The sequence below is a fragment of the Yersinia vastinensis genome (assembly GCF_044905075.1).
Classification (GTDB): Bacteria; Pseudomonadota; Gammaproteobacteria; order Enterobacterales; family Enterobacteriaceae; genus Yersinia; species Yersinia vastinensis.
The window spans coordinates 3,827,192-3,849,342 of record NZ_CP173260.1 but is presented as its reverse complement, the minus strand read 5'-3'; the positions used below and the strand labels follow the sequence as shown (position 1 = coordinate 3,849,342).

Below are 22,151 nucleotides of genomic sequence, written 5' to 3'. Positions count from 1 at the left end.
CAAAATCCCGGCTAAAAACCGGGATTTAAAGTTGAATATCACCTACACCACATCACACTTCTGGCATATTACGGCCATAGTAGATTTCTTGCATTTCTTTATATAACAGGCGGGTAATACGCTCTCTTTCTTCCGGGCTGAGTTCTTCTGGTTTGGCATTAAACAGGTAATGCTTCAAATCGAAATCTTTCAGCATCATCTTGGTATGGAAGATATTTTCTTGATAAACATTCACATCCATCATGTGGTAAAGCGACTTCATATCGTCAGACATAAAGTTTTGAATCGAGTTTATTTTGTGATCGATGAAGTGCTTAACACCGTTAATATCACGGGTAAAACCACGTACGCGGTAATCCATGGTGACGATATCGGATTCCAACTGATGGATCAGGTAATTCAGTGCTTTCAGCGGAGAAATAACACCGCAGGTAGACACTTCAATATCTGCACGGAAAGTACATAGCCCCTCTTCTGGGTGGCTTTCCGGGTAGGTATGGACGCAGATATGGCTCTTGTCCAGATGAGCAACTACCGCATTCGGTAATGGGCCAGGGTGCTCGGAGGTATCGACATCACGCGGATCAACGGGTTCTTCGCTGACCAAAATAGTGACACTGGCACCCTGAGGATCATAATCCTGACGTGCGATATTTAAAATATTAGCGCCAATGATCGAGCAGGTTTCGCTCAAGATCTCGGTGAGGCGGTTGGCGTTATACTGTTCGTCAATGTAGGCGATATAGCCATCGCGATCGTCTGCGGTCTTGGCATAACAAATATCGTAAATACAAAAACTCAGGCTTTTGGTCAGGTTGTTGAAGCCGTGTAGTTTAAGCTTGGACAATTTAGTTCACCTCCTTACGGATTATGCTCAACGGGTGGTCGTTAAGGCATCCAGCAGATACTGTGGCAAGGCAAAGCTACCGACATGAATCGCTGGGTTATAGTAGCGGCAAGCCAGGCCCGCTTCAGTAAAACGTTGTTGCAGTGTGGCAATATCCAATTGACGCAACTGTGGGTTTTGAGTCGCCCAGGCGAAGGTCATGATACCACCGTAATATGTCGGAATGGCGGCCTGATAAAAACTGACATCCTCGAAATAATGACTAAGCTTGTTATGGCTATCGACGGCTTCATCTTGTTGCAAGAAGCACACTCCGTTTTGTGCCACAAAGATACCGCCTTCGTTCAGGCTACGAGCACATCCCTCGTAGAAAGCCGATGTGAACAGGCTTTCTCCCGGGCCGATGGGATCGGTACAGTCGGAGATAATGACATCAAATTTTTCAGTGGTTTGATTAACGAAGTCGACACCATCAGCAATCACTAACTTGAAGCGGGGATCGTCATAGGCACCCGCGCTGTGGTTGGGGAGATATTGGCGGCAGAACTCAACGACACCGGCATCAATTTCTACCATGGTGATCTGCTCAATATTTTTGTGGCGGCTCACTTCACGCAGCATCGCACCATCGCCGCCGCCGATGATAAGCACCTTCTTCGCTTGACCGTGGGCCAGCAAAGGAACATGCGTCATCATTTCGTGATAGATAAACTCATCACGCTCGGTGGTTTGCACCACGCCATCCAGAGCCATGACCCGACCCAGCACAGGGTTTTCAAAAATAACCAGATCCTGATGCTCGGTTTTTTCGCGGTACAGTATATTTTCGACTGAAAAATACTGGCCGAAATTGGCATGTAATGTTTCATACCATAGTTCTTTCTGTGACATGTTCGGGGCTTCTCCTTCGCAGTAACAGCCATGAAAAATGGGGGCAACATAATAGCCAACTCTGCCAGAGGTTGCACGGCAGAATTTCAGGCTGAAAGGGAAAATGTGGGATCGCTAGTTAGCGTAGGCCAATAAACTCAAAGAGTCACGAGCCAAAGATTTGCATTTGGTAGGAACGGGGATCGCAATACCACGCAGATCACGATAGCTCTCTTCACCCAACGCTTTCATATTAAAGCTATTGTAGTTGCGCAGATCCCAGCGATTTTGTTGAGCAAAATAGACAATTGCCCGTTTGATTTCATTATTGGGCAATTCGCTATAACCACAGTCGTTCTTCAGATAGACGAATACCGCAGTCAGATCGGCAAGATCTTCTGCTTCAGATTCACTTAATGCAGAACTGGCAGACGAGAATCCGCACAGAGTAAGCAGCAGCATAACTAACGTTGTTCTTTTCATCGCGGAAACAGGCTTGTTCATTGTTTACCGACGTTATCACACTGTGATGGCTGGGTATATGCTGGATTGATTCACAGAGTGATTGATTGTGTCTTGACCTTCCCTTTAGGGGAGGGTCTATGCTGACCGCACAGTATTTTTTGTGCCAAGCGGGCACTCTTTGGGTATTTACCGATGGGTATCTACCAACAATCAAGAATGGAGACGACCATGCATCGCCGTGATTTCATTAAGTTAACGGCAGCTCTTGGAGCCGCCACTTCACTGCCTCTATGGAGCCGCACGGCTTTCGCCGCAGATTTTTCACCTCTACCTATCCCGCCATTACTTCAACCCGATGCCAGTGGCAATATTAATGTGAATATTCAAACAGGTACTATGGCTTGGTTGCCCTCTGCGGCGACCCAGACTTGGGGCTATAACGGCAATTTGCTGGGGCCGGCGATTCGGTTGCAGCGTGGCAAGCCAGTCACCATTAATGTGACAAATTCTTTGCTGGAAGCCACAACGGTGCATTGGCATGGTTTAGAAATCCCCGGGGAAGTCGATGGTGGGCCACAAGCATTGATTCAGCCAGGCGAAAAACGTCAGGTTGCATTTACGGTAGAGCAACCGGCAGCCACCTGCTGGTTCCATCCTCATACCCACGGCAAAACCGGTCATCAAGTAGCGATGGGGTTGGGGGGCTTGGTATTAATTGATGACAGTGATAGCGAGAAATTGCCCCTACCAAAACAGTGGGGTGTCGATGATATCCCGGTCATTTTGCAAGACAAACTCTTGGGCAACGATGGTCAAATTGATTACCAATTGGATGTGATGACAGCGGCTGTTGGCTGGTTTGGTGACCGAATGTTCACCAATGGGGCGAGTTACCCACAGCAAATTACCCCGCGTGGTTGGGTACGTTTGCGACTACTCAATGGTTGCAATGCACGCTCGCTAAATCTAGCTCTTAGCGATGGTCGCCCAATGTATGTCATTGGGAGCGATGGTGGTTTACTGTCAGAGCCAGTCGCGGTGCGTGAATTACCGATATTAATGGGGGAGCGTTTTGAGGTGCTGGTGGATACCTCAGACGGTAAAGCGTTTGATTTGGTGACCTTGCCCGTAAAACAAATGGGGATGACATTAGCGCCATTTGATAAACCTTTACCGGTCTTACGCATTCAACCATCACTGGCCGTTGGCAGTAAAACTTTGCCTGATACCTTGGTGGTTGTTCCTGCACTGGCTGATGCCTCGGGCCTGCAAGAGCGCTGGTTCCAATTGATGATGGATCCCAAACTGGATATGTTGGGAATGCAGGCACTGATGAGTCGCTATGGCATGCAAGCCATGGCAGGCATGAGTATGAACCACGGTGCGATGCAAGGGATGGACGGTGGTCATATGGCCGGTATGGATAATGGACATATGAGTGGCATGCACCACGGTACGACGAAAGCCGCATCTGACTTTGATTTCAGCCATGCCAATATGATTAATGGCAAAGCATTCTCGATGACCGAACCGGCATTTGATGCCAAGCTGGGTAAATACGAGAAATGGACCATTTCGGGGGAAGGCGACATGATGTTGCATCCATTCCATGTCCACGGCACGCAGTTCCGTATTTTGACCGAAAATGGCCAGCCGCCAGCAGAGCATCGTCGTGGTTGGAAAGATACCGTGCGGGTAGAAGGAGCGCGCAGTGAAATATTGGTGCGGTTTAACCATTTGGCGCCAACTAGCATGCCTTACATGGCCCACTGCCATCTGCTAGAGCATGAAGATACGGGGATGATGCTGGGCTTTACCGTCAGCGCCTAACCATTTGAAGTTACAGCGGGAGTACTCACTCCCCTGTAATGCCAACTTCTTTGGGCACAGTGAGTGACGGGAGAGGCCGTCGCAACATGGTGCCGGCTATGGTAAACTCAGCGGCTTTCTTCCGGCAAGCAACGTAAAAAAGCGACGTTAATACCTATGAAACACACTGTAGAAGTCATGATTTCCGAACAGGAAGTCAAAACCCGAATCGCCGAATTAGGCCACCAAATTTCTGAACATTATCGCGACAGCGGCAGTGAAATGGTGCTGGTCGGGTTGCTCCGTGGTTCATTTATGTTTATGGCTGACTTATGTCGCGCCATTGATGTTTCCCATGAAGTCGATTTTATGACGGCCTCTAGCTACGGCAATGGCATGAGCACCACCCGTGATGTAAAAATCCTAAAAGATCTGGATGAAGATATCCGTGGCAAAGATGTGCTAATTGTCGAAGATATTATCGATTCGGGTAATACATTAAGCAAAGTTCGCGAAATTTTACAATTGCGTGGACCAAAATCATTAGCTATCTGTACGCTGCTGGATAAACCACAGCGCCGCGAAGTGCAGGTGCCAGTTGAGTGGGTTGGTTTCGCCATCCCAGATGAATTTGTTGTGGGCTATGGTATTGATTATGCACAGCGTTATAGACATTTGCCTTATGTCGGTAAGGTTGTGATGTTGGATGAGTAATTGGGTGACAGGTTACTGCGCGCAGGTTGCACACAAATTGCTGCCGCTCGCGACATCTTGAATATAAAGTATGACTGCGTTTGGGCACTTGAAGTTTGGGCTGCTTCTGCGGAAGTGATTAATGGGAGAGGGTGCGTATGAACGTACCCTCCCATAACGACTGACTTAGTCTTCTTTCGGTTCTTTAGGTAATAACTCGGCCATCGCTTTGCGGTAGACTTGTTCAAGCGCTTCCATGCTGGTCGCTGAGACTTCTAAATCCGTCAGCAGGCCATCTTCGATACCGTAAACCCAGCCGTGAATCATGGCTTTCTGCCCGCGTTTCCAGGCAGAACGGACAATAGTTGAATGTCCAAGGTTGTACACTTGCTCTACGACGTTGAGTTTGCATAACATATCGCTGCGTTCTTCAGCAGGTAATCTACCCAGCAGTGAGCTATGTTTAAACCAAAGATCCCTGATATGCAGCAGCCAGTTATCAATCAGCCCTAATTCCAGGTCTTTTTTCGTTGCGGCTTCAACACCACCACAGCCAAGGTGGCCGCAGATAATGATATGCTCAACCTGCAAAACATCGATGGCGTATTGCACTACGGACAGACAGTTTAAATCGGTATGAATAACCAGATTGGCAACGTTACGGTGGACAAATAACTCACCCGCTTTCAGGCCAGTCAATTCTTCAGCTGGAACTCGGCTATCTGAACAGCCAATCCACAGGAAACGTGGTTTCTGGGCTAGCGCCAAGTGCTCAAAAAAACCGGGGTCATCTTCACTGATAGCTTTTGACCAAGTCCGATTATTGGCGATGAGCTTCTCTATTTCTTTCATGAATGTAAATAGCCTGTAATAAACGAATTGCGGTAGGATAATATACGGCAAGGATGACGATTTTGAAATCGGAACAGTTGTTCCGTTGGAAGCGCACTGTTGTCTGCGTAACATCTTCTCGGTATCTACCCAGGCTCCCTTTTGCCCCGAACTTACCCTGATAAGGGTGGGTTAAGTCAGGCATGGGCAGACTGTAACGGCCGGGAACTCATAGAATAAGGTTCTTTTTTACTTATGACATATGCACTGGAAATAACGCAACTGACCAAAACCTATGTGGGTGGCGTTCAGGCACTGCGTGGTATTGATCTGCACGTAGAGGCAGGCGATTTTTATGCTTTGCTCGGGCCTAATGGGGCAGGCAAATCCACCACCATCGGCATTATCAGTTCATTGGTGAATAAAACCTCTGGCAAGGTGAAAGTCTTTGGTTACGACATTGATCAAGATATTGTTAATGCCAAACGTCAACTCGGATTAGTGCCACAAGAATTTAACTTCAACCCGTTTGAGACGGTATTACAGATTGTGATTACCCAAGCGGGATATTACGGGGTAACGCGGCGCGAAGCCCTGCAACGGGCAGAAAAATATCTCAGCCAGTTAGATTTATGGAGCAAACGTAATGAGCGCGCTATTCGCCTATCCGGTGGGATGAAGCGCCGTTTAATGATTGCTCGCGCCCTGATGCATGAACCTAAATTACTGATTCTGGATGAACCCACGGCTGGAGTAGATATTGAACTTCGTCGCTCTATGTGGGGGTTCTTGAAAGAGCTGAATGCGCAGGGAACCACAATTATTCTGACTACCCATTATCTGGAAGAAGCGGAAATGCTGTGTCGCAACATTGGCATTATTCAGAATGGTGAATTGGTCGAAAATACCACCATGAAGCAACTACTGAGCAAACTTGAATCCGAAACCTTTATTTTTGATTTGGCAATAAAAAGTCCATTACCGAAGTTGGAAGGGTACAGTTATCGGCTGACGGATACTTCAACGCTGGAAGTGGATGTAAAACGCGAACAGGGTCTAAATGGTCTATTCAGTCAATTAAGTGCCCAGGGCATTCAGGTGCAAAGTATGCGCAACAAAGCTAACCGTCTGGAAGAGCTATTTGTCACTTTGGTTAATGGTAACGGGGGAGAAAAAGCATGACCCGTCTGTATTGGGTAGCATTACAAAGTATTTGGATCAAAGAGATTACGCGTTTTGCCCGTATCTGGATTCAAACTCTGGTGCCACCGGTCATTACCATGTCGCTCTATTTCGTTATTTTTGGCAACCTGATTGGGTCGCGAATTGGTGATATGGGCGGTTTTGATTATATGCAGTTTATTGTTCCCGGCCTGATTATGATGGCGGTGATTACTAACTCCTATGCCAATGTGGCGGCTTCATTCTTTGGTGCAAAATTCCAGCGCAGTATTGAAGAGTTGCTGGTGGCCCCGGTGCCTACCCATATTGTTATTGTCGGTTATGTTGGCGGTGGCGTAGCTCGTGGGATTTGTGTCGGCATCTTGGTGACGATTATTTCCCTGTTCTTTGTCCCTCTGCATGTCCATTCTTGGTCAATGATTGCATTGACATTAATGTTGACGGCAATCCTGTTCTCTCTTGGTGGGTTATTGAATGCTGTATTTGCTAAAACATTCGATGATATCAGTCTAGTGCCTACTTTTGTGCTGACACCGTTGACGTATTTGGGCGGGGTATTTTACTCGTTGGCTTTACTGCCACCTTTCTGGCAGGCAGTATCGAAGCTCAACCCTATCGTGTATATGATCAGTGGATTCCGTTACGGTTTCCTTGGCATTACTGATGTTCCTCTGGTCTATACCATTGGGGTGTTGGTGGTCTTTATCGCGGTATTTTATGCTTGGGCTTGGTATTTAATTGAACGTGGTCGCGGCCTACGTACCTAACACTCTCCTCAGTCTTGACGTTGCTACTTTTTGCAACGTCAGTGACTTTGGTCATGGCTGACGTTATTAAGTATGCTAGTAAATTATTAGTTAGTTAATTGTTGTTAATGCTGGAATTTAATCGTAATAAATAATGTCCTCGTCGAATATCGTCTTTCTCAACTCAAAGCGTCTCGTGTTATGCTGGCGCACCAGATTTTCCCCTTTCAAATTCAGCGCCGAATGCGCATAAGTAGAACGATAATGTGGCATAAAAACAGAATAGCTATTGGGATGCTACTCGGTGTTGTCATGTCGGTAATGCTACCGGCAACCCATGCAGATCTCTTGCCTGATGAAGCGACTCTTACCCCTAAATTCATGGTTGCAGACCGTGATAGTGAAATATATTCGTTGGTTGGCGAGAAAGTCATTCCTGTCGGGGAGATCAAAGAAGATCAACTTCTTCAGATTTTACCTGCGGCGGCAGAGTACTATGAATTTAAATTTGGTAACGGCATTGGTTTTATTGATAAAGATGATTTGCGTGATATAAAAAAAGAGATAAAAAGTAATGATATCTTGGGTGATTTGAATAAGCCGTTACCGAACCAAAATATCTTAATACAGCGTGAAACGTCGGTTTATCTGGCAGCTGATTTAGACAGTGAACAATTCGCGACGTTAACTGAGAATTTGCGCTACCCAATCGTAGGCAAATTGAAAGATCGGTTGGGGAATACTTGGTATCAGATCAATATTGGTGATCGCTTAGGGTATGTCAGTAGTGTTGATGCCGAGATAGATAACGGTATCCCGATTCTGACTTATCACCATATGTTGAGAAATGAGGAAAACAAACGTTTCCTGAATACGTCAACCACGACTTCTGATGCGGCATTTAGCAACCAAATGACCTATCTCAAAGAGGCCGGTTACGACACTATCTCCCTCTATCAGTTAGAGGGGTATCTCAATAATAAGATTAACTTACCCGCAAAAGTTGTGGTGCTGACATTTGATGATGGCCTTAAATCAGTTCATCGCTATGCGTATCCAATTCTGAAAGAAAAAGGCTTCCGGGCAACAGCATTTATCATCTCATCACGTATTAAACGTCACCCACAAAAATGGAATCCTGACGCACTACAGTTTATGAGTATTTCTGAATTGAAAGAGATTCAGGATGTATTTGATGTGCAGTCTCATACGCATTTTTTACATCGGACCGACAATAAACGTAATCCGATTTTATTGAGTCGTTCTTATCACAATATTGTTTTTGATTTTGAGCATTCACGTCGCGCGTTATCTCAGTTTAATCCGCATGTGATTTTTCTGTCATACCCCTTTGGCGGCTTTAATCAAACCGCAATTGATGCTGCAAAAAGTGCAGGTTTCCATTTAGCCGTGACAACCGTGCGCGGCAAGGTCAAACCGGGCGATAATCCTTACACACTTAAGCGGCTTTATATTCTGCGTACCGACTCAATCCCAACGATGGCAGAGCGTATTGCTAATGAACCGGGCAAAGCACATATTCCGGCAGAACCTTTGGTGATGGAGTCTGATTAGTCGTTATAGGGCATGAGGGTTAAATATGAGGAAAGGCGCTTAAATAAGCGCCTTTTTTGTGTGTTTTCAAGCGGTAATGGGAATTAAGCGACCTGAACTGGCACTGCTTTCGCTTTACGCTGCAACTGATTCTCACCTTCAAAATACGCCACTTTAGGGTGGTGCAGGCGAGCATCAGCATCAGACATCTGAACATACGAGCAGATAATCAGTTTATCGCCAACGCAAGCACAGCGTGCAGCCGCACCATTGACAGAAATTATCCGCGAACCGCGTTCGGCGGCAATTGCGTAGGTCGAGAAACGCTGACCGTTGTCAACGTTATAAATATCGATGGCTTCATATTCCAGAATACCCGCCGCTTCCAGAAAATCCTGATCAATAGCGCAGGAACCTTCATAGTGCAAATCAGCTTGAGTGACTTTGACCCGATGCAGTTTGCCTTGCAACATAGTGCGTATCATAACTCTTACCTTTGACCCCGGTTATTGCCCAGAAAAAGTCTGGCAACTGATCCTTTCATCGATTGATTCAGGAAGAAGCCCCCAGTTTTGCTGATTTTATCTTACTTGTCTATGACTGACGTGATGACAAAACATGCAGCGCAATCAGTCATTTTTAGTGACAAACTAATCAGCTATGCAAATCAACCTGTTGGTTATCGATCAGGCGCGCTTTACCTAGCCAGGCGGCCATCAAGATAACAGCTTGTTTACTCTCGACCGTCAGTGGCTGTAAGGTTTGGGCATCGCGGATAAAGAGTTCATCAGGTGTAAAACCAGCATGGCGTAATTGCTCTGCAGTATCCGCCAGTAAATCATCAATCTGGCGCTCGCCCAACGTCAGTTTCTCCGCTAACGCCTGCATTATTTTATAGAGCTGCGGCGCAATTTTACGCTCTTCCGCTGTTAGATAACCATTGCGAGAACTCAGTGCCAAGCCATCTTTGGCGCGGACAATCGGCACGCCAACGACATGGATATCATAGCCCATGTCTGCCACCATTTTGCGGATGAGCGCCAGTTGCTGATAATCCTTTTCGCCAAAACAAGCGACATCGGGTTGAACCAGATTGAACAGTTTACTGACAATTGTCGATACACCACGAAAATGGCCGGGGCGACTGGCACCTTCCAAAATGGTGGACAGGGCAGGGACATCAACATAAGTCTGAGCTTCTAATCCTGCCGGGTAAACATCGGCAGCCGCTGGAGCAAACACTAAGTCAACACCGTGGCGCGTCAGTTTCTCGCAATCTTCTTGCAGGGTGCGTGGATAGCGGGCCAAATCATCTGGGCGCTCAAATTGCAGTGGATTGACAAAAATACTCACAACCACGATATCGGCACGGGTTTTGGCATCTTCCACCAATGTCATATGCCCGTCGTGTAGATTACCCATGGTCGGTACTAGCGCGACTCGCTTACCCTCTTGACGCCAGCGACGGATCTGCTGGCGCAACATTGGCAAGGTTTCAATAATTAGCATCCTTTTCTCCGGTATACCCGTCATCTTTCAAGTAGCAGGTGTATTGGCTGCACTCGCTCATCCGAATCACTTACTGATGCCAGTTCATCGGGATTTTCTTGCTTGCCGCCTTCCTGCATATCGAAATCAATAGGGTGTAATTGCAATATTTAAGCAGTAAAAATTTACTGGAATGTATGTTCTTCAGCCGGATAAGCACCGCTCTCAACTTCTTGAATATAAAGCGTAATAGCAGCACGAATATCGCCAGCACTCTGCGCCAGGAAATTTTTGCTAAATTTAGGGGTATGACCGCCAGTAATTCCCAATGCATCATGCATCACCAGAATTTGCCCATCGGTGACATTGCCAGCCCCAATACCAATCACCGGAATAGATAGCGCTTCGGTGACTCGTTGGGCTAATTCTACCGGAACACATTCCAGAACGAGCAGTTGTATACCGGCATTTTCCAGTGCCTGAGCATCTTTCATCAGTTGGTTGGCCGCGACTTCTTCTCGGCCCTGTACTTTGTAACCGCCGAAGATATTGACTGACTGTGGTGTTAGCCCCAAGTGACCACAAACGGGCACCGCACGTTCTGCCAGCATGCGAACGGTGTCGCACAACCAACTGCCGCCTTCCAGTTTGACCATATTGGCCCCGGCTCGCATCAATTCTGCCGCGTTGGTAAATGTTTGTTCTGGCGTGGCATAACTCATGAAGGGCATATCGGCCAATAACAGGCAATGAGGCGCGCCACGGCGGACTGCACGGGTGTGATAAGCCACATCTGCAACGGTGACGGGTAGGGTTGAATCGAAGCCTTGTAGCGTCATACCGAGCGAATCACCCACCAACAGAACCCCAATCCCCTGCTCGGCAAATAATTGAGCAAAGCTGGCATCATAGGCGGTCAGTGTAGCGAACTTACGCTGCTCTTGTTTCCATTGGCGTAAATGGCTCATGGTAGTGGCTTTCATCACTCTATCTCCTGAAGTCGTCAGTTTAATAAAACCATTCTACTGTAACCATAGTACAACGGCGAGTGGTGCTATTTTATGCATTCAATCATATGGATAGAGGTTCTATCTTCGGTGGGGGGTTAAGAATGCAGCACAGAATAAAGAATTAAGGAGAATAGAAATATCAGGAGGGAACAGGTTAGTGCTGGTGGCATTCGTTACCAAGGCACCAAACCATTTTTATCTACCCGCTTAAGGCGCTCTGATAATGCCTCACCATCAGGGAAAATCAGGTCTGGGGCGATATCAGCCAATGGATAGAGCATAAACTCGCGCTCTTTCAGACCATAATGCGGCACCGTCAGGCGATCGGTTTTTATCAGTTGATCACCATACAACATAATATCCAGATCCAGTGTCCGTGGGCCCCAGCGCTGCTCTTTTCTTACTCGCCCCTGATTACGTTCAATGGCTTGGGTGCAGTCTAGCAGTTGCTCAGGTGGAAGCGCTGTATCCAACGCCACCACCGCATTGAGGAAATCGGGTTGATCTTGTGGGCCGAGTGGCTTAGTGCGATAAAAAGGTGAACATGCCACTAACCGGGTGCGCGGCAGATGCTCCAGCGCTTCCAGTGCCGTCTTAACCTGTTGCAGTGGCATAGATTGATTACTGCCCAACGCGATATAGACCCGGATCATGGTATGAATTATGCCCCTTCTTTACGTGGTGCTGGTTTACGCGGGCGGCGAGGACGAGAACGACGCGGCGCAGGATCCGCTCCTAACGTATTCAACATATTTTTTTGCTGTAGTGGCGTTGCTTCTTGGAACTCGCCCCACCATTGGGCTAGACGTTGCAATTCATGGTTATTTTCCACTTCGGCACGCAGCACTAGCAAGTCATAAGCGGCACGGAATTTCGGATGCTCCATCAGCTTGTGGGCGCGTTTACCTTGGCGACGTGACAAGCGTAACTGTAGCAGCCAGATATCTCGTACCAACGACGTAATGCGTTTTGGAATGGCCAGTGAACGACACTCTTCATCCAGGACATCATTCATTGCCAATGCAAAAGCATCGTAATAAGCCAGGCCACTTTCTTGCGTCAGTTTCTGCGCATGTTCAATCAACGGATACCAAAGCATAGCGGCAAATAAAAATGCTGGATTGACGCGCTTATCATTATGCAAACGATGGTCAGTATTTTTCAGAACCTGAACCAGAATGCGTTCCATTGGTGAGTCATGATGCTCTGTAAAATTGCGAGCAATCAGCGGAAATAATGGTTGGAAAAGCTGGTATTCACACAACTTTAAATAAGTTTTATAGCCATAACCTGATTGCAAGAGTTTGAGCGACTCTTCGAACAGCCGAGCGGGCGGGATCTCGTGCAGCAGTGAAGCCAGACGCGGGATCGGTTCTGCGGTTTCTGGGCTTATCGTCATATCCAATTTAGCGGCAAAGCGCACGGCGCGTAGCATCCGCACGGGATCTTCACGATAGCGGGTTTCAGGATCACCAATTAGGCGAATAATCCCTTCTTTCAGATCACGTAAACCGCCGGTGTAGTCGCGCAGCGCAAAATCAGAAATACCGTAGTAGAGGCTGTTAATAGTGAAATCACGGCGCTGGGCATCATCTTCAATTGTGCCGAAAATGTTGTCACGCAGCAGCATGCCATTTTGTGCCTGCTGGGAAGAGTTTTTGTCGCTATCTTCCGCTTGTTGTTGTTCGTGATGACCCCGGAACGTCGCCACTTCAATGATTTCTGGGCCAAACATGACGTGTGCCAGACGGAAACGGCGGCCCACCAGACGACAGTTACGGAATAACTTTCGCACTTGTTCTGGAGTAGCGCTGGTGGTGATATCAAAATCTTTCGGCTTTTTGCCCAGCAATAGGTCACGGACACCACCGCCAACCAGATAAGCTTCATAACCTGATTTATTCAGGCGATAGAGAACCTTCAGCGCATTATCGCTGATATCTCTACGGGAAATATTGTGCTGATCTCGCGGAATAATCGTCATTGGACTTTGTTCCGAAGCAGGCCCCGCTTGATTCTTGCGGCCAGAATTCGCTCTGGCAGGCCTTCTTTCTTTGCGGGCCACGTTATCTTCACCGGGCACTTTATCTTTACGGGCACTACCATCACGGGCCGTCTCATCACGGACAGCTTTGCCATCGCGCGCAGATTTATCATCGCGAATCAGTACCTTACGGCAGAAATTAGCTACTCGGGTAAAAATGGTACACCTCGATAGTGGCAATATTTAACAGAACAACAGAAAAACAGCGGCTAATCATAGCTCACCGTGCTTCCTTTGAGAATGCCGTTATGTTCTCAGTGGCAGCGATGGCCCCCTGAAGTGGAATTGCAGCCAATGTCCAATGTTCGACTGCAAAACGTAATAATAACGGCAAATCAAGATCTTGCCAGCATTCTGGCAGGGGTTGATGTAAAAACTTCAATGCCGCGATCAAAACGGGCCGCGGATCGCCATTTGGCAGTGGCGGTGCATGGTTTTGCTTAGATAACTTATTACCATCCGGGTTTAGTGCCAGTGGCAAATGCAAATAACCGGGCACGGGTTGCTGTAACTGCTGGTAAAGGGCTATCTGTCGCACGGTTGGTTCAATTAAATCGGCTCCGCGAACAATCTCGGTTACGCCCTGAAAAGCATCATCAACCACTACAGCAAGATTATAGGCAAACAGGCCATCCCGCCTACGAATAATAAAATCTTCTTCTGCTAGGGCTGGCACGGCATACAGCTCACCCAATAATTTATCATAAAAGGAATAAACCGGTTGAGTCTGTCGTAAACGGATAGCAGCACCTGTCGCGGGGAGATGGCGCTCGCGGCAGTAACCGTCGTATAACCCACCAATCTGCTGAATACGGCTGCGCGTGCAGGTGCAGTAGTAACTCAGACCTTGTTGTTTCAGCCAATCTAAGGTGGCGCGATACGCGTCATGACGTTGAGACTGATAAACAACTGGGCCATCCCAATGCAGGCCATAGTGCTCTAGTGCCGCTAAAATACGGGCAGCCGCACCTGGGATTTCGCGGGGAGGGTCAATATCTTCGATGCGAACCAGCCAACGACCGCCTTGAGCGCGAGCTTGCAAGTAACTTCCTAGCGCGGCAATCAGTGATCCGAAATGTAAATCACCTGACGGTGACGGCGCAAAACGGCCCACATATTGGGTCTGCCCATGTGCAGTTTGATGAGTATTGATATTTTTGGACATAAAGAGAAGGGAAGTTCAGCGTGTAAAATACGGCACCAGAAATAACTCTGGCACCGTATTATTGCTGTATTAGCCTGCCATCTGCTTTTCGCGGATTTCGGCTAGAGTTTTACAGTCAATGCACAAATCTGCAGTTGGTCGTGCTTCCAGACGGCGGATGCCTATCTCGACGCCACAAGATTCGCAGAAACCGAAATCGTCATCTTCAACTTTTTTCAGTGTCTTCTCGATCTTTTTAATCAGTTTACGCTCACGGTCGCGGTTACGAAGTTCAAGACTAAACTCTTCTTCCTGCGCGGCACGGTCAACCGGATCGGGGAAATTAGCAGCTTCGTCTTGCATGTGCGATACAGTACGATCCACTTCATCCCTGAGCTGATTGCGCCATGCTTCAAGAATCAGCTTGAAATGCGACAGCTGGGCGGCATTCATATACTCTTCGCCTGGCTTCTCTTGGTACGGCTCTACCCCAGCGATGGCGAGAATGCTCAAGGACGAGGTTTTACGTTTTTGCCCTTCTTGCATGATGCTTCTCCTACATTCATACGCACTATCGAAATCCCCAATACGGGGAAAAATCAGGCCGCTATAAATAACAGAAGGAAGGTAGGTTGGCAATTATTCCTGTCGCCTGCTTGACAATGGTGTGAAGGAAGGCGTATTTGGCGAGCGGCTTTACCCAATAGTTGCTTCTTTATTAAGCGTTATGGATGAAGCGTTTCGTCCAGTAATAACGGTAAACGAGCGTCCAGCGCGATACCGTCAGGCGATAGTTGAAAACCGTAGCAAATCACCTCCACTCCTGCTTGCTGTGCCTGGGACAGCAATTGGGCATAGCGATTGTCAATGTGTCGGGCCGCAGCGACTTGCTTGATGCCCGTATGCAATACGGCAAAAAAAAGTACCGCCCGGTGACCGTGGGCAACCATGCTTTGTAACTCCCTGAGATGCTTCTGACCCCGCAGGGTGACGGCATCCGGGAAATACCCACACTGTTGCTGTAATAAGGTAACCGACTTGACTTCAATATAGCAGTTAGACCTATTTTCTGCCTGCAATAACAAGTCTATACGGCTGTTCTCATCCCCATATTTAATCTCTCTTTTGACAGAAGTGTAACCAGATAATTCAACTATATGGTTATTCTCTATCGCAGATCCGACTAACTCATTGGCGCGTAAGGTATTTACGCATATCCAATCACCGGTTTGGGTCTGTGTTAACTCCCAACTGTGGGGATACTTACGCTTCGGATTATCCGAGGTCGAATACCAAACGGTATCTCCCGGTGTGGCGCAACCGGTCATCGCCCCAGTATTAGCGCAATGAATAGTTAATGTTTCTCCGGCGGGCGTCACAATATCAGCTAAAAAGCGTTTATACCGCAGGATAAGTGTGGCGGGTTGTAACCGAGGATGAAAAGACAGCAATTGAGGATGAGAAAGCAACAAGGGGTTAGAGGGCATCTGATGTCCTTTCACTACTAGCCATTGGCCAGCTTTGCACGAGATGATAACGGGTACGGCCCCGCGCGAAGACGGATTCATACAGCGAAAAATGGCTAGCATGGAAACTTTCATTTGCGGTTTTGGCCGGTATGGCCACCGGGCGAACAGCGCCACGCAACAAGGTTACATGAGGGTGAAATGGCAGAGGAGTTTGGTAGCAGCCGCTACGTGCTGCCTGAGAACGTAGCAACTGTGCCAACTGTAATAGTCCACGCGGAGGGTTTTTGCACCCAAGCCATATCACCCCAGATCCGGGCCAGTGGCCTATATCATCCAGCGTTATGTTAAAACCAGGCTGACTTATACGGCCTGCCAGTTGCTGCAATACCTGCGCTTTAGCCGCACTGACCTCCCCAAGAAATGCCAGCGTTAGGTGAAGATTAGCCGCTGCGATAGGGCGACCCGCCTCCGGCGGGAAGTTATCTGCTCGCCATTGCACAATGTTTTGTTGCATGTCTTCAGGCAGCGCCAGTGCAAAGAATAGGCGGCGTGGCTTCGTTTTATTAACGGTATTTTTATCAACGACATTAATCATCAGATTGGCATAATCACTCGGCTAAATACGCTATACGGCCATGATGTTACAATGGCTGACGATGAAAGTAGAGAGCATGGAGAAGAATGTGGTGGTGAGTCAGAGAGAAAGTGAGGCGCAGATGGCCGCTTTACCGGTAGGTGAAGTGCTTAGTGAGATATTGTCTGCCTTGCAAACCTCACCGCAAGTGTTGCTCCATGCCCCTACCGGTGCCGGTAAATCGACGTGGTTACCGCTACAAATCTTACACTATGCCAAGTTTCTAACGGGTCGAATTATCATGCTGGAGCCTCGGCGACTGGCGGCAAAAAATGTGGCGCACCGTCTGGCACAACAACTTGGTGAACAACCGGGTCAGACAGTGGGCTATCGCATGCGGGCAGAAAGTAAAAGCGGGCCGAATACACGACTGGAAGTGGTCACCGAGGGCATCCTCACGCGGATGCTCCAACAAGATGCGGAGCTTGCTGGGGTATCTTTGGTTATTCTCGATGAGTTTCACGAGCGCAGTTTGCAGGCTGACTTAGCATTGGCGTTATTACTGGATGTGCAGCAAGGGCTACGTGATGATCTCAAACTACTGATAATGTCTGCAACGCTGGATAACCAACGCCTTTCTGCACTGCTGCCATCTGCACCGGCGATTATTTCCACTGGTCGCAGCTTCCCTGTTGAACGTAGCTTTCAACCTTTATCTAGCCATGAGCGACTGGAGGATGGAGTGGCTAACCGGGTGAAGCGTTTGCTGAATGAACACTCAGGCTCTTTGTTGCTATTTTTGCCCGGCGTCGGTGAAATTCATCGGGTCATGGAGCGGCTACAGGGGGCGCTCACCAGCGACACGGATCTCTGCCCGTTGTACGGCGCTTTGCCACTCAGCGAACAGCAGAAAGCCATTCAACCGGCCCCTAGCGGGCGGCGCAAGGTGGTGCTGGCGACCAATATTGCCGAAACCAGTTTGACGATTGAGGGGATTCGGCTGGTGGTCGACAGTGGATTGGAACGGGTGGCACGATTTGATGTCAAAAACGGCCTAACCCGTTTGGTGACCCAGCGGATAAGCCAAGCTTCAATGGCACAGCGCGCCGGGCGTGCCGGGCGGTTAGAACCGGGTATTTGCTGGCATCTGTTTGCTAAAGAGCAAGCCGAACGAGCGGCGGAGTACAGCGAACCTGAAATTCTTAACAGTGATTTATGTAGCCTGTGGTTGGAACTGCTGAATTGGGGATGTCAGGATGCGAGCCAGCTTAGTTGGCTGGATCAACCGCCGCAGGCCGCACTCTGCGTTGCCCGCGATTTATTGCTGCGGTTGGGGGCTATCGATTCGAATGGTCAGCTCACCAGCACAGGGCGTGCAATGGCCAGTTTAGGGTGTGAACCACGTCTGGCCGCCATGTTGTGCTTTGCTGTTGATCAAAGCCCAGAAGCCCTGGCGACGGCGGCGTTGTTAGCGGCCATTCTGGAAGAGCCACCACGCTCAGGTCAGATTGATCTGCACGATTGGCTCTGTCGCCCCCAGCCTCATTGGCAGCGGCGAGCAAAGCAACTGGCGCAAAGAGTTAATGCCCGCGTCGGGGGCGTTGATAGCTATCTCGCCGCTCAATTACTGGCGCTGGCTTATCCGGATCGTATCGCGAATGCACGAGGGCAGGATGGTCGTTATCTATTGGCTAACGGTATGGGGGCTGCAATGGCACAGGACGAGGCGCTATCACGTACGCCTTGGTTAGTGGCAGCCAGCTTATTACAAAGCAATAGCGGGCCGGATGCGCGCATTTTATTGGCACTGCCCATTGATGTTGAGCAGTTGGCGCAGCAATTACCTCATCTGGTTGAAGAAAAAACTGTGGTGGAGTGGGATGAGGACAAAGGCACATTACGCGCTTGGCGGCGCTGGCAAATCGGGCGGTTGACTCTGCGAGCACAGCCTTTGGCAAAACCGAGTGATGAGGCATTGCAATCCGCCCTATTGAACTGGGTTCGCGAGCAAGGGTTGCAGGTGCTCAATTGGGATGAGCACGCCGAACAGCTCCGCACCCGGCTGCACTGTGCCAGCCTTTGGCTATCTGAAGAGCAATGGCCCGCGGTCGATGACGATAATTTACTGAGTAAACTTGAACAGTGGTTGCAGCCATCGTTGTCCGGAGTGCGGGATTTACGCGGATTGCGGCAAGTCAATCTCTCAGAAGCATTGACTCGCTTGTTAAGCTGGTCATTACGTCAACGGCTGGATACTGAGCTGCCAACTCATTACACTGTGCCGACGGGGAGCCGCCTGCCCATTCGTTATTATGTTGACCGGCCCCCCGTGCTGGCGGTGCGCTTGCAAGAGGTTTTTGGTGAGCAGCGAAGCCCAATGCTCGCCAGTGGGCGGGTAGCTGTGGTGCTTGAGCTGCTTTCCCCGGCCCATCGCCCATTACAGATTACCGGCGATTTAGCCGCTTTCTGGCAGGGAGCATATCGCGAAGTGCAAAAAGAGATGAAAGGGCGCTATCCCAAACATGTTTGGCCGGATGATCCCGCCAATACCAAACCGACTCGTAGAACCAAGAAGTATCAGGATAAGTGATACGTAGGATTAAGAGTCAATAATTTCAGATGTTTCCCCTTTCTATTCGGTAAATAGGGGGACACATTAAGCCGCAATAATCGCCAATGCGCGTGGAGAGAAAGACATGTCTGGGGATGACCGCGAGCCAATAGGGCGCAAGGGCAAGAAAGCCCAACCCAAAGCTGCACCAAAACGGCCATTGCGCCGGCGGCGTGATGAAGATGAATACGAAGACGAAGATTATTTAGATGATGAAGACCAAGACGATGATGACTATGACGACGAGGAAGAACCGATGCCAAGAAAGGTAGCATCACGTCCACCCCGCAAAAAACGCCGTTGGCTTGGTTTATTTATCAAACTGTTTCTAGTCGGTGCGGTGGTATTGGCTATTTATGGCGTATACCTCGATTCACAAATTCGCAGCCGCATTGATGGCAAAGTTTGGCAACTCCCCGCCGCCGTATATGGCCGCATGGTGAACCTTGAACCGGGAATGTCTTACAGCAAGAAAGAGATGATAGACCTGCTGGAGGGGATGCAGTACCGGCAAGTGACACGGATGACCCGCCCGGGTGAATTCACAGTGCAGGGCGATAGTATCGATATCTTGCGCCGACCGTTTGATTTCCCTGATGCTAAAGAGGGCCAGATCCGTGCGCGATTGATCTTCAAAGATGATCGACTGGCGCGGATCCAAAATCTAGATAATCAGCGTGATTTCGGTTTCTTACGCCTCGATCCTAAGCTTATCACTATGCTGCAATCACCTAATGGTGAGCAGCGACTGTTTGTGCCGCGAGCCGGTTTCCCTGATTTGCTGGTTGATACTTTGCTGGCAACAGAAGACCGCCATTTTTACGAACACGACGGTATTAGCCCATATTCTATTGGGCGTGCCGTGGTCGCTAACCTGACTGCCGGTAAAGCGGTGCAGGGGGGCAGTACACTGACTCAACAACTGGTCAAAAACCTGTTTTTGACCAACGAGCGTTCGCTGTGGCGTAAACTTAACGAAGCCTATATGGCGCTGTTGGTGGATTATCGTTACAGCAAAGACCGGATTTTGGAGCTGTACCTGAACGAAGTGTATCTTGGGCAAAGTGGCAGTGACCAGATTCGCGGTTTCCCGTTGGCAAGTTTGTATTACTTTGGCCGCCCGGTGAATGAACTGAGCCTCGACCAACAAGCCATGCTGGTGGGGATGGTGAAAGGGGCGTCACTGTATAACCCATGGCGTAACCCTAATCTGGCCCTTGAGCGGCGTAATCTGGTACTGCGTCTGTTACAGAATCAGGGCGTGATTGACGGTGAACTCTACACCATGCTCAGTGCTCGACCATTGGGTGTGCAGCCGAAAGGCGGTGTTATCACACCTCAGCCTGCTTTTATGCAGATGGTGCGCCAAGAGCTACAGCAGAAGTTGGGTGACAAGATTAACGACTTGTCCGGTGTGAAAATTTTCACCACGTTAGACCCGGTGTCACAAGATGCGGCAGAAAAAGCCATTGAAGATGGGGTTCCGGCGTTGAAAGCCGCTCGTCATCTGGATGATTTAGAAGCCGCGATGGTGATTGTCGACCGCTTCAGTGGTGAAGTTCGTGCCATGGTCGGAGGGGCGCAGCCGCAATTTGCTGGCTTTAACCGTGCCATGCAGGCACGTCGTTTGGTGGGGTCACTTGCCAAGCCGCCGACTTATCTGACCGCGTTGAGTGAGCCGGATAAATATCGCCTCAATACTTGGTTGTCGGACCAACCATTGTCAATCAAATTACCGAATGGTTCATCGTGGCAACCGAAAAACTACGATCGCCAATTCCGTGGTCAGGTCATGCTGGTAGATGCGTTGGCGAACTCGCTGAACGTACCGACGGTCAACTTGGGAATGTCAGTAGGGCTGGATCAAATCAGTGCCATGCTACAACGTCTTGGTATCCCTAAAACCGTTATCAACCCGGTTCCAGCGATGTTGCTGGGGGCGATCGATCTGACGCCGGTTGAAGTGGCACAGGAATACCAAACTATCGCTAGTGGTGGGAACCGTGCGCCATTATCTGCTGTGCGCTCGGTGATTGCTGAAGATGGTACTGTGCTGTATCAGAGTTTCCCTCAAGCAGAACGCATGGTGCCTGCGCAGGCGGCTTATCTGACACTGTATGCTATGCAACAAGGGGTTGCTCGTGGGACCTCGCGTTCACTGTCAGTGAAATTCTCCAAATACAATCTAGCGGCGAAAACCGGTACAACCAATGACCTGCGTGATAGCTGGTTTGCCGGTATTGATGGCAAAGAAGTGGCGATCGCTTGGGTTGGGCGTGATAACAATGGCCCTGCTAAACTGACCGGTGCCAATGGTGCGCTGACCTTGTATCGTCGCTATCTTGAAAATCAAACGCCATTGCCTTTGGTATTACAGCCACCAGAGGGTATCAGCCAGATGAATATTGATTCGGCTGGGAACTTTGTCTGTGGTGACGCAGGCGGAATGCGCTCGATTCCGGTCTGGACTGAGAATCCACAAGGATTGTGTCAGGCGGCCCAACCGGCACAGCAAGGCCAACCTGATGGCGATGGTGTCGCGGGTTGGATCAAAGATATGTTCGGCCAGTAATATTGTTTCACTGGGCGCAGTAACCTTTACTGCGCCCATCAAAATAAGTGCCTTTCCGCTTCGGTCTTAGCGATTCCCTCCCATGAAATCAGCAGGCTTTGCGCTTGCAGTTCGCTGTGGGTTACGCATAAACTACTTGCTTTGATAATTATTCTCGTTTCGATTCACTTTCTCGTTATTTACCGATAACGTTTGGGTTGCAATAACGACAGCATTCGTTAACAACGACACCCATTAAATTT

At 48.9% G+C, this 22,151-nt stretch carries 20 protein-coding genes; 7 read left to right on the top strand and 13 right to left on the bottom strand.

Annotated elements, in window-relative coordinates; all coding sequences use genetic code 11:
- Window positions 1-52: 52 nt before the first annotated feature.
- The 3 genes from speD to ACIOG0_RS17905 form a co-directional block, all read right to left on the bottom strand.
- Window positions 53-847, bottom strand: coding sequence for an adenosylmethionine decarboxylase (gene speD / locus ACIOG0_RS17915; protein ID WP_050100434.1), 795 nt, complete (start codon window positions 845-847; stop codon window positions 53-55).
- A gap of 27 nt (window positions 848-874) precedes the next feature.
- Entirely contained in the window at window positions 875-1,738 is an 864-nt protein-coding gene (speE, locus tag ACIOG0_RS17910; protein ID WP_050100430.1) for a polyamine aminopropyltransferase, read from the bottom strand.
- Window positions 1,739-1,852: 114 nt separating this feature from the next.
- A complete protein-coding gene (locus tag ACIOG0_RS17905) occupies window positions 1,853-2,200 on the bottom strand; it encodes a YacC family pilotin-like protein (RefSeq protein WP_050100428.1) in 348 nt (115 codons plus the stop codon).
- Window positions 2,201-2,410: 210 nt separating this feature from the next.
- Here ACIOG0_RS17905 and cueO point away from each other — a divergent pair, with 210 nt between their 5' ends.
- Window positions 2,411-4,012, top strand: coding sequence for a multicopper oxidase CueO (cueO, locus tag ACIOG0_RS17900; protein ID WP_145581831.1), 1,602 nt, complete (start codon window positions 2,411-2,413; stop codon window positions 4,010-4,012).
- A gap of 156 nt (window positions 4,013-4,168) precedes the next feature.
- A complete protein-coding gene (gene hpt / locus ACIOG0_RS17895; RefSeq protein ID WP_050100423.1) occupies window positions 4,169-4,705 on the top strand; it encodes a hypoxanthine phosphoribosyltransferase in 537 nt (178 codons plus the stop codon).
- A gap of 165 nt (window positions 4,706-4,870) precedes the next feature.
- Here hpt and can read toward each other — a convergent pair whose 3' ends face one another.
- Window positions 4,871-5,536, bottom strand: a complete 666-nt coding sequence (can, locus tag ACIOG0_RS17890; protein WP_050100421.1) for a carbonate dehydratase — start codon at window positions 5,534-5,536, stop codon at window positions 4,871-4,873.
- Between the two features lie 234 nt (window positions 5,537-5,770).
- Between can and ACIOG0_RS17885 the strand changes: the two genes are divergently transcribed.
- The 3 genes from ACIOG0_RS17885 (at window position 5,771) to ACIOG0_RS17875 (ending at window position 9,018) form a co-directional block, all read left to right on the top strand.
- A complete protein-coding gene (locus ACIOG0_RS17885) occupies window positions 5,771-6,697 on the top strand; it encodes an ABC transporter ATP-binding protein (RefSeq protein WP_050100419.1) in 927 nt (308 codons plus the stop codon).
- On the top strand, window positions 6,694-7,464 hold the full coding sequence (locus ACIOG0_RS17880) for an ABC transporter permease (protein WP_050100418.1): 771 nt from the start codon (window positions 6,694-6,696) through the stop codon (window positions 7,462-7,464). The genes ACIOG0_RS17885 and ACIOG0_RS17880 overlap by 4 nt, the downstream gene beginning before the upstream one ends.
- A 243-nt stretch (window positions 7,465-7,707) precedes the next feature.
- A complete protein-coding gene (locus ACIOG0_RS17875) occupies window positions 7,708-9,018 on the top strand; it encodes a polysaccharide deacetylase family protein (RefSeq protein WP_050100416.1) in 1,311 nt (436 codons plus the stop codon).
- A gap of 83 nt (window positions 9,019-9,101) precedes the next feature.
- Here ACIOG0_RS17875 and panD read toward each other — a convergent pair whose 3' ends face one another.
- The 9 genes from panD to thpR all read right to left on the bottom strand — a co-directional run bounded on the left by panD (window position 9,102) and on the right by thpR (window position 16,747).
- A complete protein-coding gene (gene panD / locus ACIOG0_RS17870) occupies window positions 9,102-9,482 on the bottom strand; it encodes an aspartate 1-decarboxylase (protein WP_005156780.1) in 381 nt (126 codons plus the stop codon).
- A gap of 169 nt (window positions 9,483-9,651) precedes the next feature.
- The gene (panC, locus tag ACIOG0_RS17865) at window positions 9,652-10,506 is read right to left on the bottom strand and encodes a pantoate--beta-alanine ligase (RefSeq protein ID WP_050100414.1); all 855 of its coding nucleotides are present in this window, start codon (window positions 10,504-10,506) and stop codon (window positions 9,652-9,654) included.
- 164 nt (window positions 10,507-10,670) lie between these two features.
- Window positions 10,671-11,468 carry a 3-methyl-2-oxobutanoate hydroxymethyltransferase gene (gene panB, locus ACIOG0_RS17860; protein WP_050100413.1) on the bottom strand — a complete coding sequence of 266 codons (798 nt, stop codon included), beginning with the start codon at window positions 11,466-11,468 and terminating at the stop codon, window positions 10,671-10,673.
- Window positions 11,469-11,668: 200 nt separating this feature from the next.
- The gene (gene folK, locus ACIOG0_RS17855) at window positions 11,669-12,148 is read right to left on the bottom strand and encodes a 2-amino-4-hydroxy-6-hydroxymethyldihydropteridine diphosphokinase (RefSeq protein WP_050100412.1); all 480 of its coding nucleotides are present in this window, start codon (window positions 12,146-12,148) and stop codon (window positions 11,669-11,671) included.
- Window positions 12,149-12,156: 8 nt separating this feature from the next.
- Complete coding sequence (gene pcnB / locus ACIOG0_RS17850) at window positions 12,157-13,698, bottom strand: polynucleotide adenylyltransferase PcnB (protein ID WP_072086678.1); 1,542 nt, start codon at window positions 13,696-13,698, stop codon at window positions 12,157-12,159.
- Between the two features lie 61 nt (window positions 13,699-13,759).
- The gene (gluQRS, locus tag ACIOG0_RS17845; protein ID WP_050100410.1) at window positions 13,760-14,704 is read right to left on the bottom strand and encodes a tRNA glutamyl-Q(34) synthetase GluQRS; all 945 of its coding nucleotides are present in this window, start codon (window positions 14,702-14,704) and stop codon (window positions 13,760-13,762) included.
- A 69-nt stretch (window positions 14,705-14,773) separates the two neighbouring features.
- Window positions 14,774-15,229 carry an RNA polymerase-binding protein DksA gene (gene dksA / locus ACIOG0_RS17840; protein WP_002209354.1) on the bottom strand — a complete coding sequence of 152 codons (456 nt, stop codon included), beginning with the start codon at window positions 15,227-15,229 and terminating at the stop codon, window positions 14,774-14,776.
- A 179-nt stretch (window positions 15,230-15,408) separates the two neighbouring features.
- Window positions 15,409-16,170, bottom strand: coding sequence for a DNA/RNA nuclease SfsA (sfsA, locus tag ACIOG0_RS17835; RefSeq protein ID WP_050100408.1), 762 nt, complete (start codon window positions 16,168-16,170; stop codon window positions 15,409-15,411).
- The gene (thpR, locus tag ACIOG0_RS17830; protein WP_050100406.1) at window positions 16,160-16,747 is read right to left on the bottom strand and encodes an RNA 2',3'-cyclic phosphodiesterase; all 588 of its coding nucleotides are present in this window, start codon (window positions 16,745-16,747) and stop codon (window positions 16,160-16,162) included. Before thpR ends, sfsA begins: the two co-directional genes overlap by 11 nt.
- A gap of 43 nt (window positions 16,748-16,790) precedes the next feature.
- On the opposite strand from thpR, the gene hrpB reads away from it, so the two are divergent.
- Together hrpB and mrcB are read left to right on the top strand one after the other, a co-directional pair.
- The gene (gene hrpB / locus ACIOG0_RS17825; RefSeq protein ID WP_050100404.1) at window positions 16,791-19,316 is read left to right on the top strand and encodes an ATP-dependent helicase HrpB; all 2,526 of its coding nucleotides are present in this window, start codon (window positions 16,791-16,793) and stop codon (window positions 19,314-19,316) included.
- 106 nt (window positions 19,317-19,422) lie between these two features.
- On the top strand, window positions 19,423-21,909 hold the full coding sequence (gene mrcB, locus ACIOG0_RS17820; protein ID WP_050100402.1) for a bifunctional glycosyl transferase/transpeptidase: 2,487 nt from the start codon (window positions 19,423-19,425) through the stop codon (window positions 21,907-21,909).
- Window positions 21,910-22,151: the final 242 nt, after the last annotated feature.

Bases quoted from the DNA above. Each gene is read 5' to 3' on its own strand.
- speE (WP_050100430.1), bottom strand. From the start codon at position 1,738: ATGTCACAGAAAGAACTATGGTATGAAACATTACATGCCAATTTCGGC.
- ACIOG0_RS17905 (WP_050100428.1), bottom strand. From the start codon at position 2,200: ATGAAAAGAACAACGTTAGTTATGCTGCTGCTTACTCTGTGCGGATTC.
- cueO (WP_145581831.1), top strand. From the start codon at position 2,411: ATGCATCGCCGTGATTTCATTAAGTTAACGGCAGCTCTTGGAGCCGCC.
- hpt (WP_050100423.1), top strand. From the start codon at position 4,169: ATGAAACACACTGTAGAAGTCATGATTTCCGAACAGGAAGTCAAAACC.
- can (WP_050100421.1), bottom strand. From the start codon at position 5,536: ATGAAAGAAATAGAGAAGCTCATCGCCAATAATCGGACTTGGTCAAAA.
- ACIOG0_RS17885 (WP_050100419.1), top strand. From the start codon at position 5,771: ATGACATATGCACTGGAAATAACGCAACTGACCAAAACCTATGTGGGT.
- ACIOG0_RS17880 (WP_050100418.1), top strand. From the start codon at position 6,694: ATGACCCGTCTGTATTGGGTAGCATTACAAAGTATTTGGATCAAAGAG.
- ACIOG0_RS17875 (WP_050100416.1), top strand. From the start codon at position 7,708: ATGTGGCATAAAAACAGAATAGCTATTGGGATGCTACTCGGTGTTGTC.
- panD (WP_005156780.1), bottom strand. From the start codon at position 9,482: ATGATACGCACTATGTTGCAAGGCAAACTGCATCGGGTCAAAGTCACT.
- panC (WP_050100414.1), bottom strand. From the start codon at position 10,506: ATGCTAATTATTGAAACCTTGCCAATGTTGCGCCAGCAGATCCGTCGC.
- panB (WP_050100413.1), bottom strand. From the start codon at position 11,468: ATGAAAGCCACTACCATGAGCCATTTACGCCAATGGAAACAAGAGCAG.
- folK (WP_050100412.1), bottom strand. From the start codon at position 12,148: ATGATCCGGGTCTATATCGCGTTGGGCAGTAATCAATCTATGCCACTG.
- gluQRS (WP_050100410.1), bottom strand. From the start codon at position 14,704: ATGTCCAAAAATATCAATACTCATCAAACTGCACATGGGCAGACCCAA.
- dksA (WP_002209354.1), bottom strand. From the start codon at position 15,229: ATGCAAGAAGGGCAAAAACGTAAAACCTCGTCCTTGAGCATTCTCGCC.
- sfsA (WP_050100408.1), bottom strand. From the start codon at position 16,170: ATGCCCTCTAACCCCTTGTTGCTTTCTCATCCTCAATTGCTGTCTTTT.
- thpR (WP_050100406.1), bottom strand. From the start codon at position 16,747: ATGATTAATGTCGTTGATAAAAATACCGTTAATAAAACGAAGCCACGC.
- hrpB (WP_050100404.1), top strand. From the start codon at position 16,791: ATGTTACAATGGCTGACGATGAAAGTAGAGAGCATGGAGAAGAATGTG.
- mrcB (WP_050100402.1), top strand. From the start codon at position 19,423: ATGTCTGGGGATGACCGCGAGCCAATAGGGCGCAAGGGCAAGAAAGCC.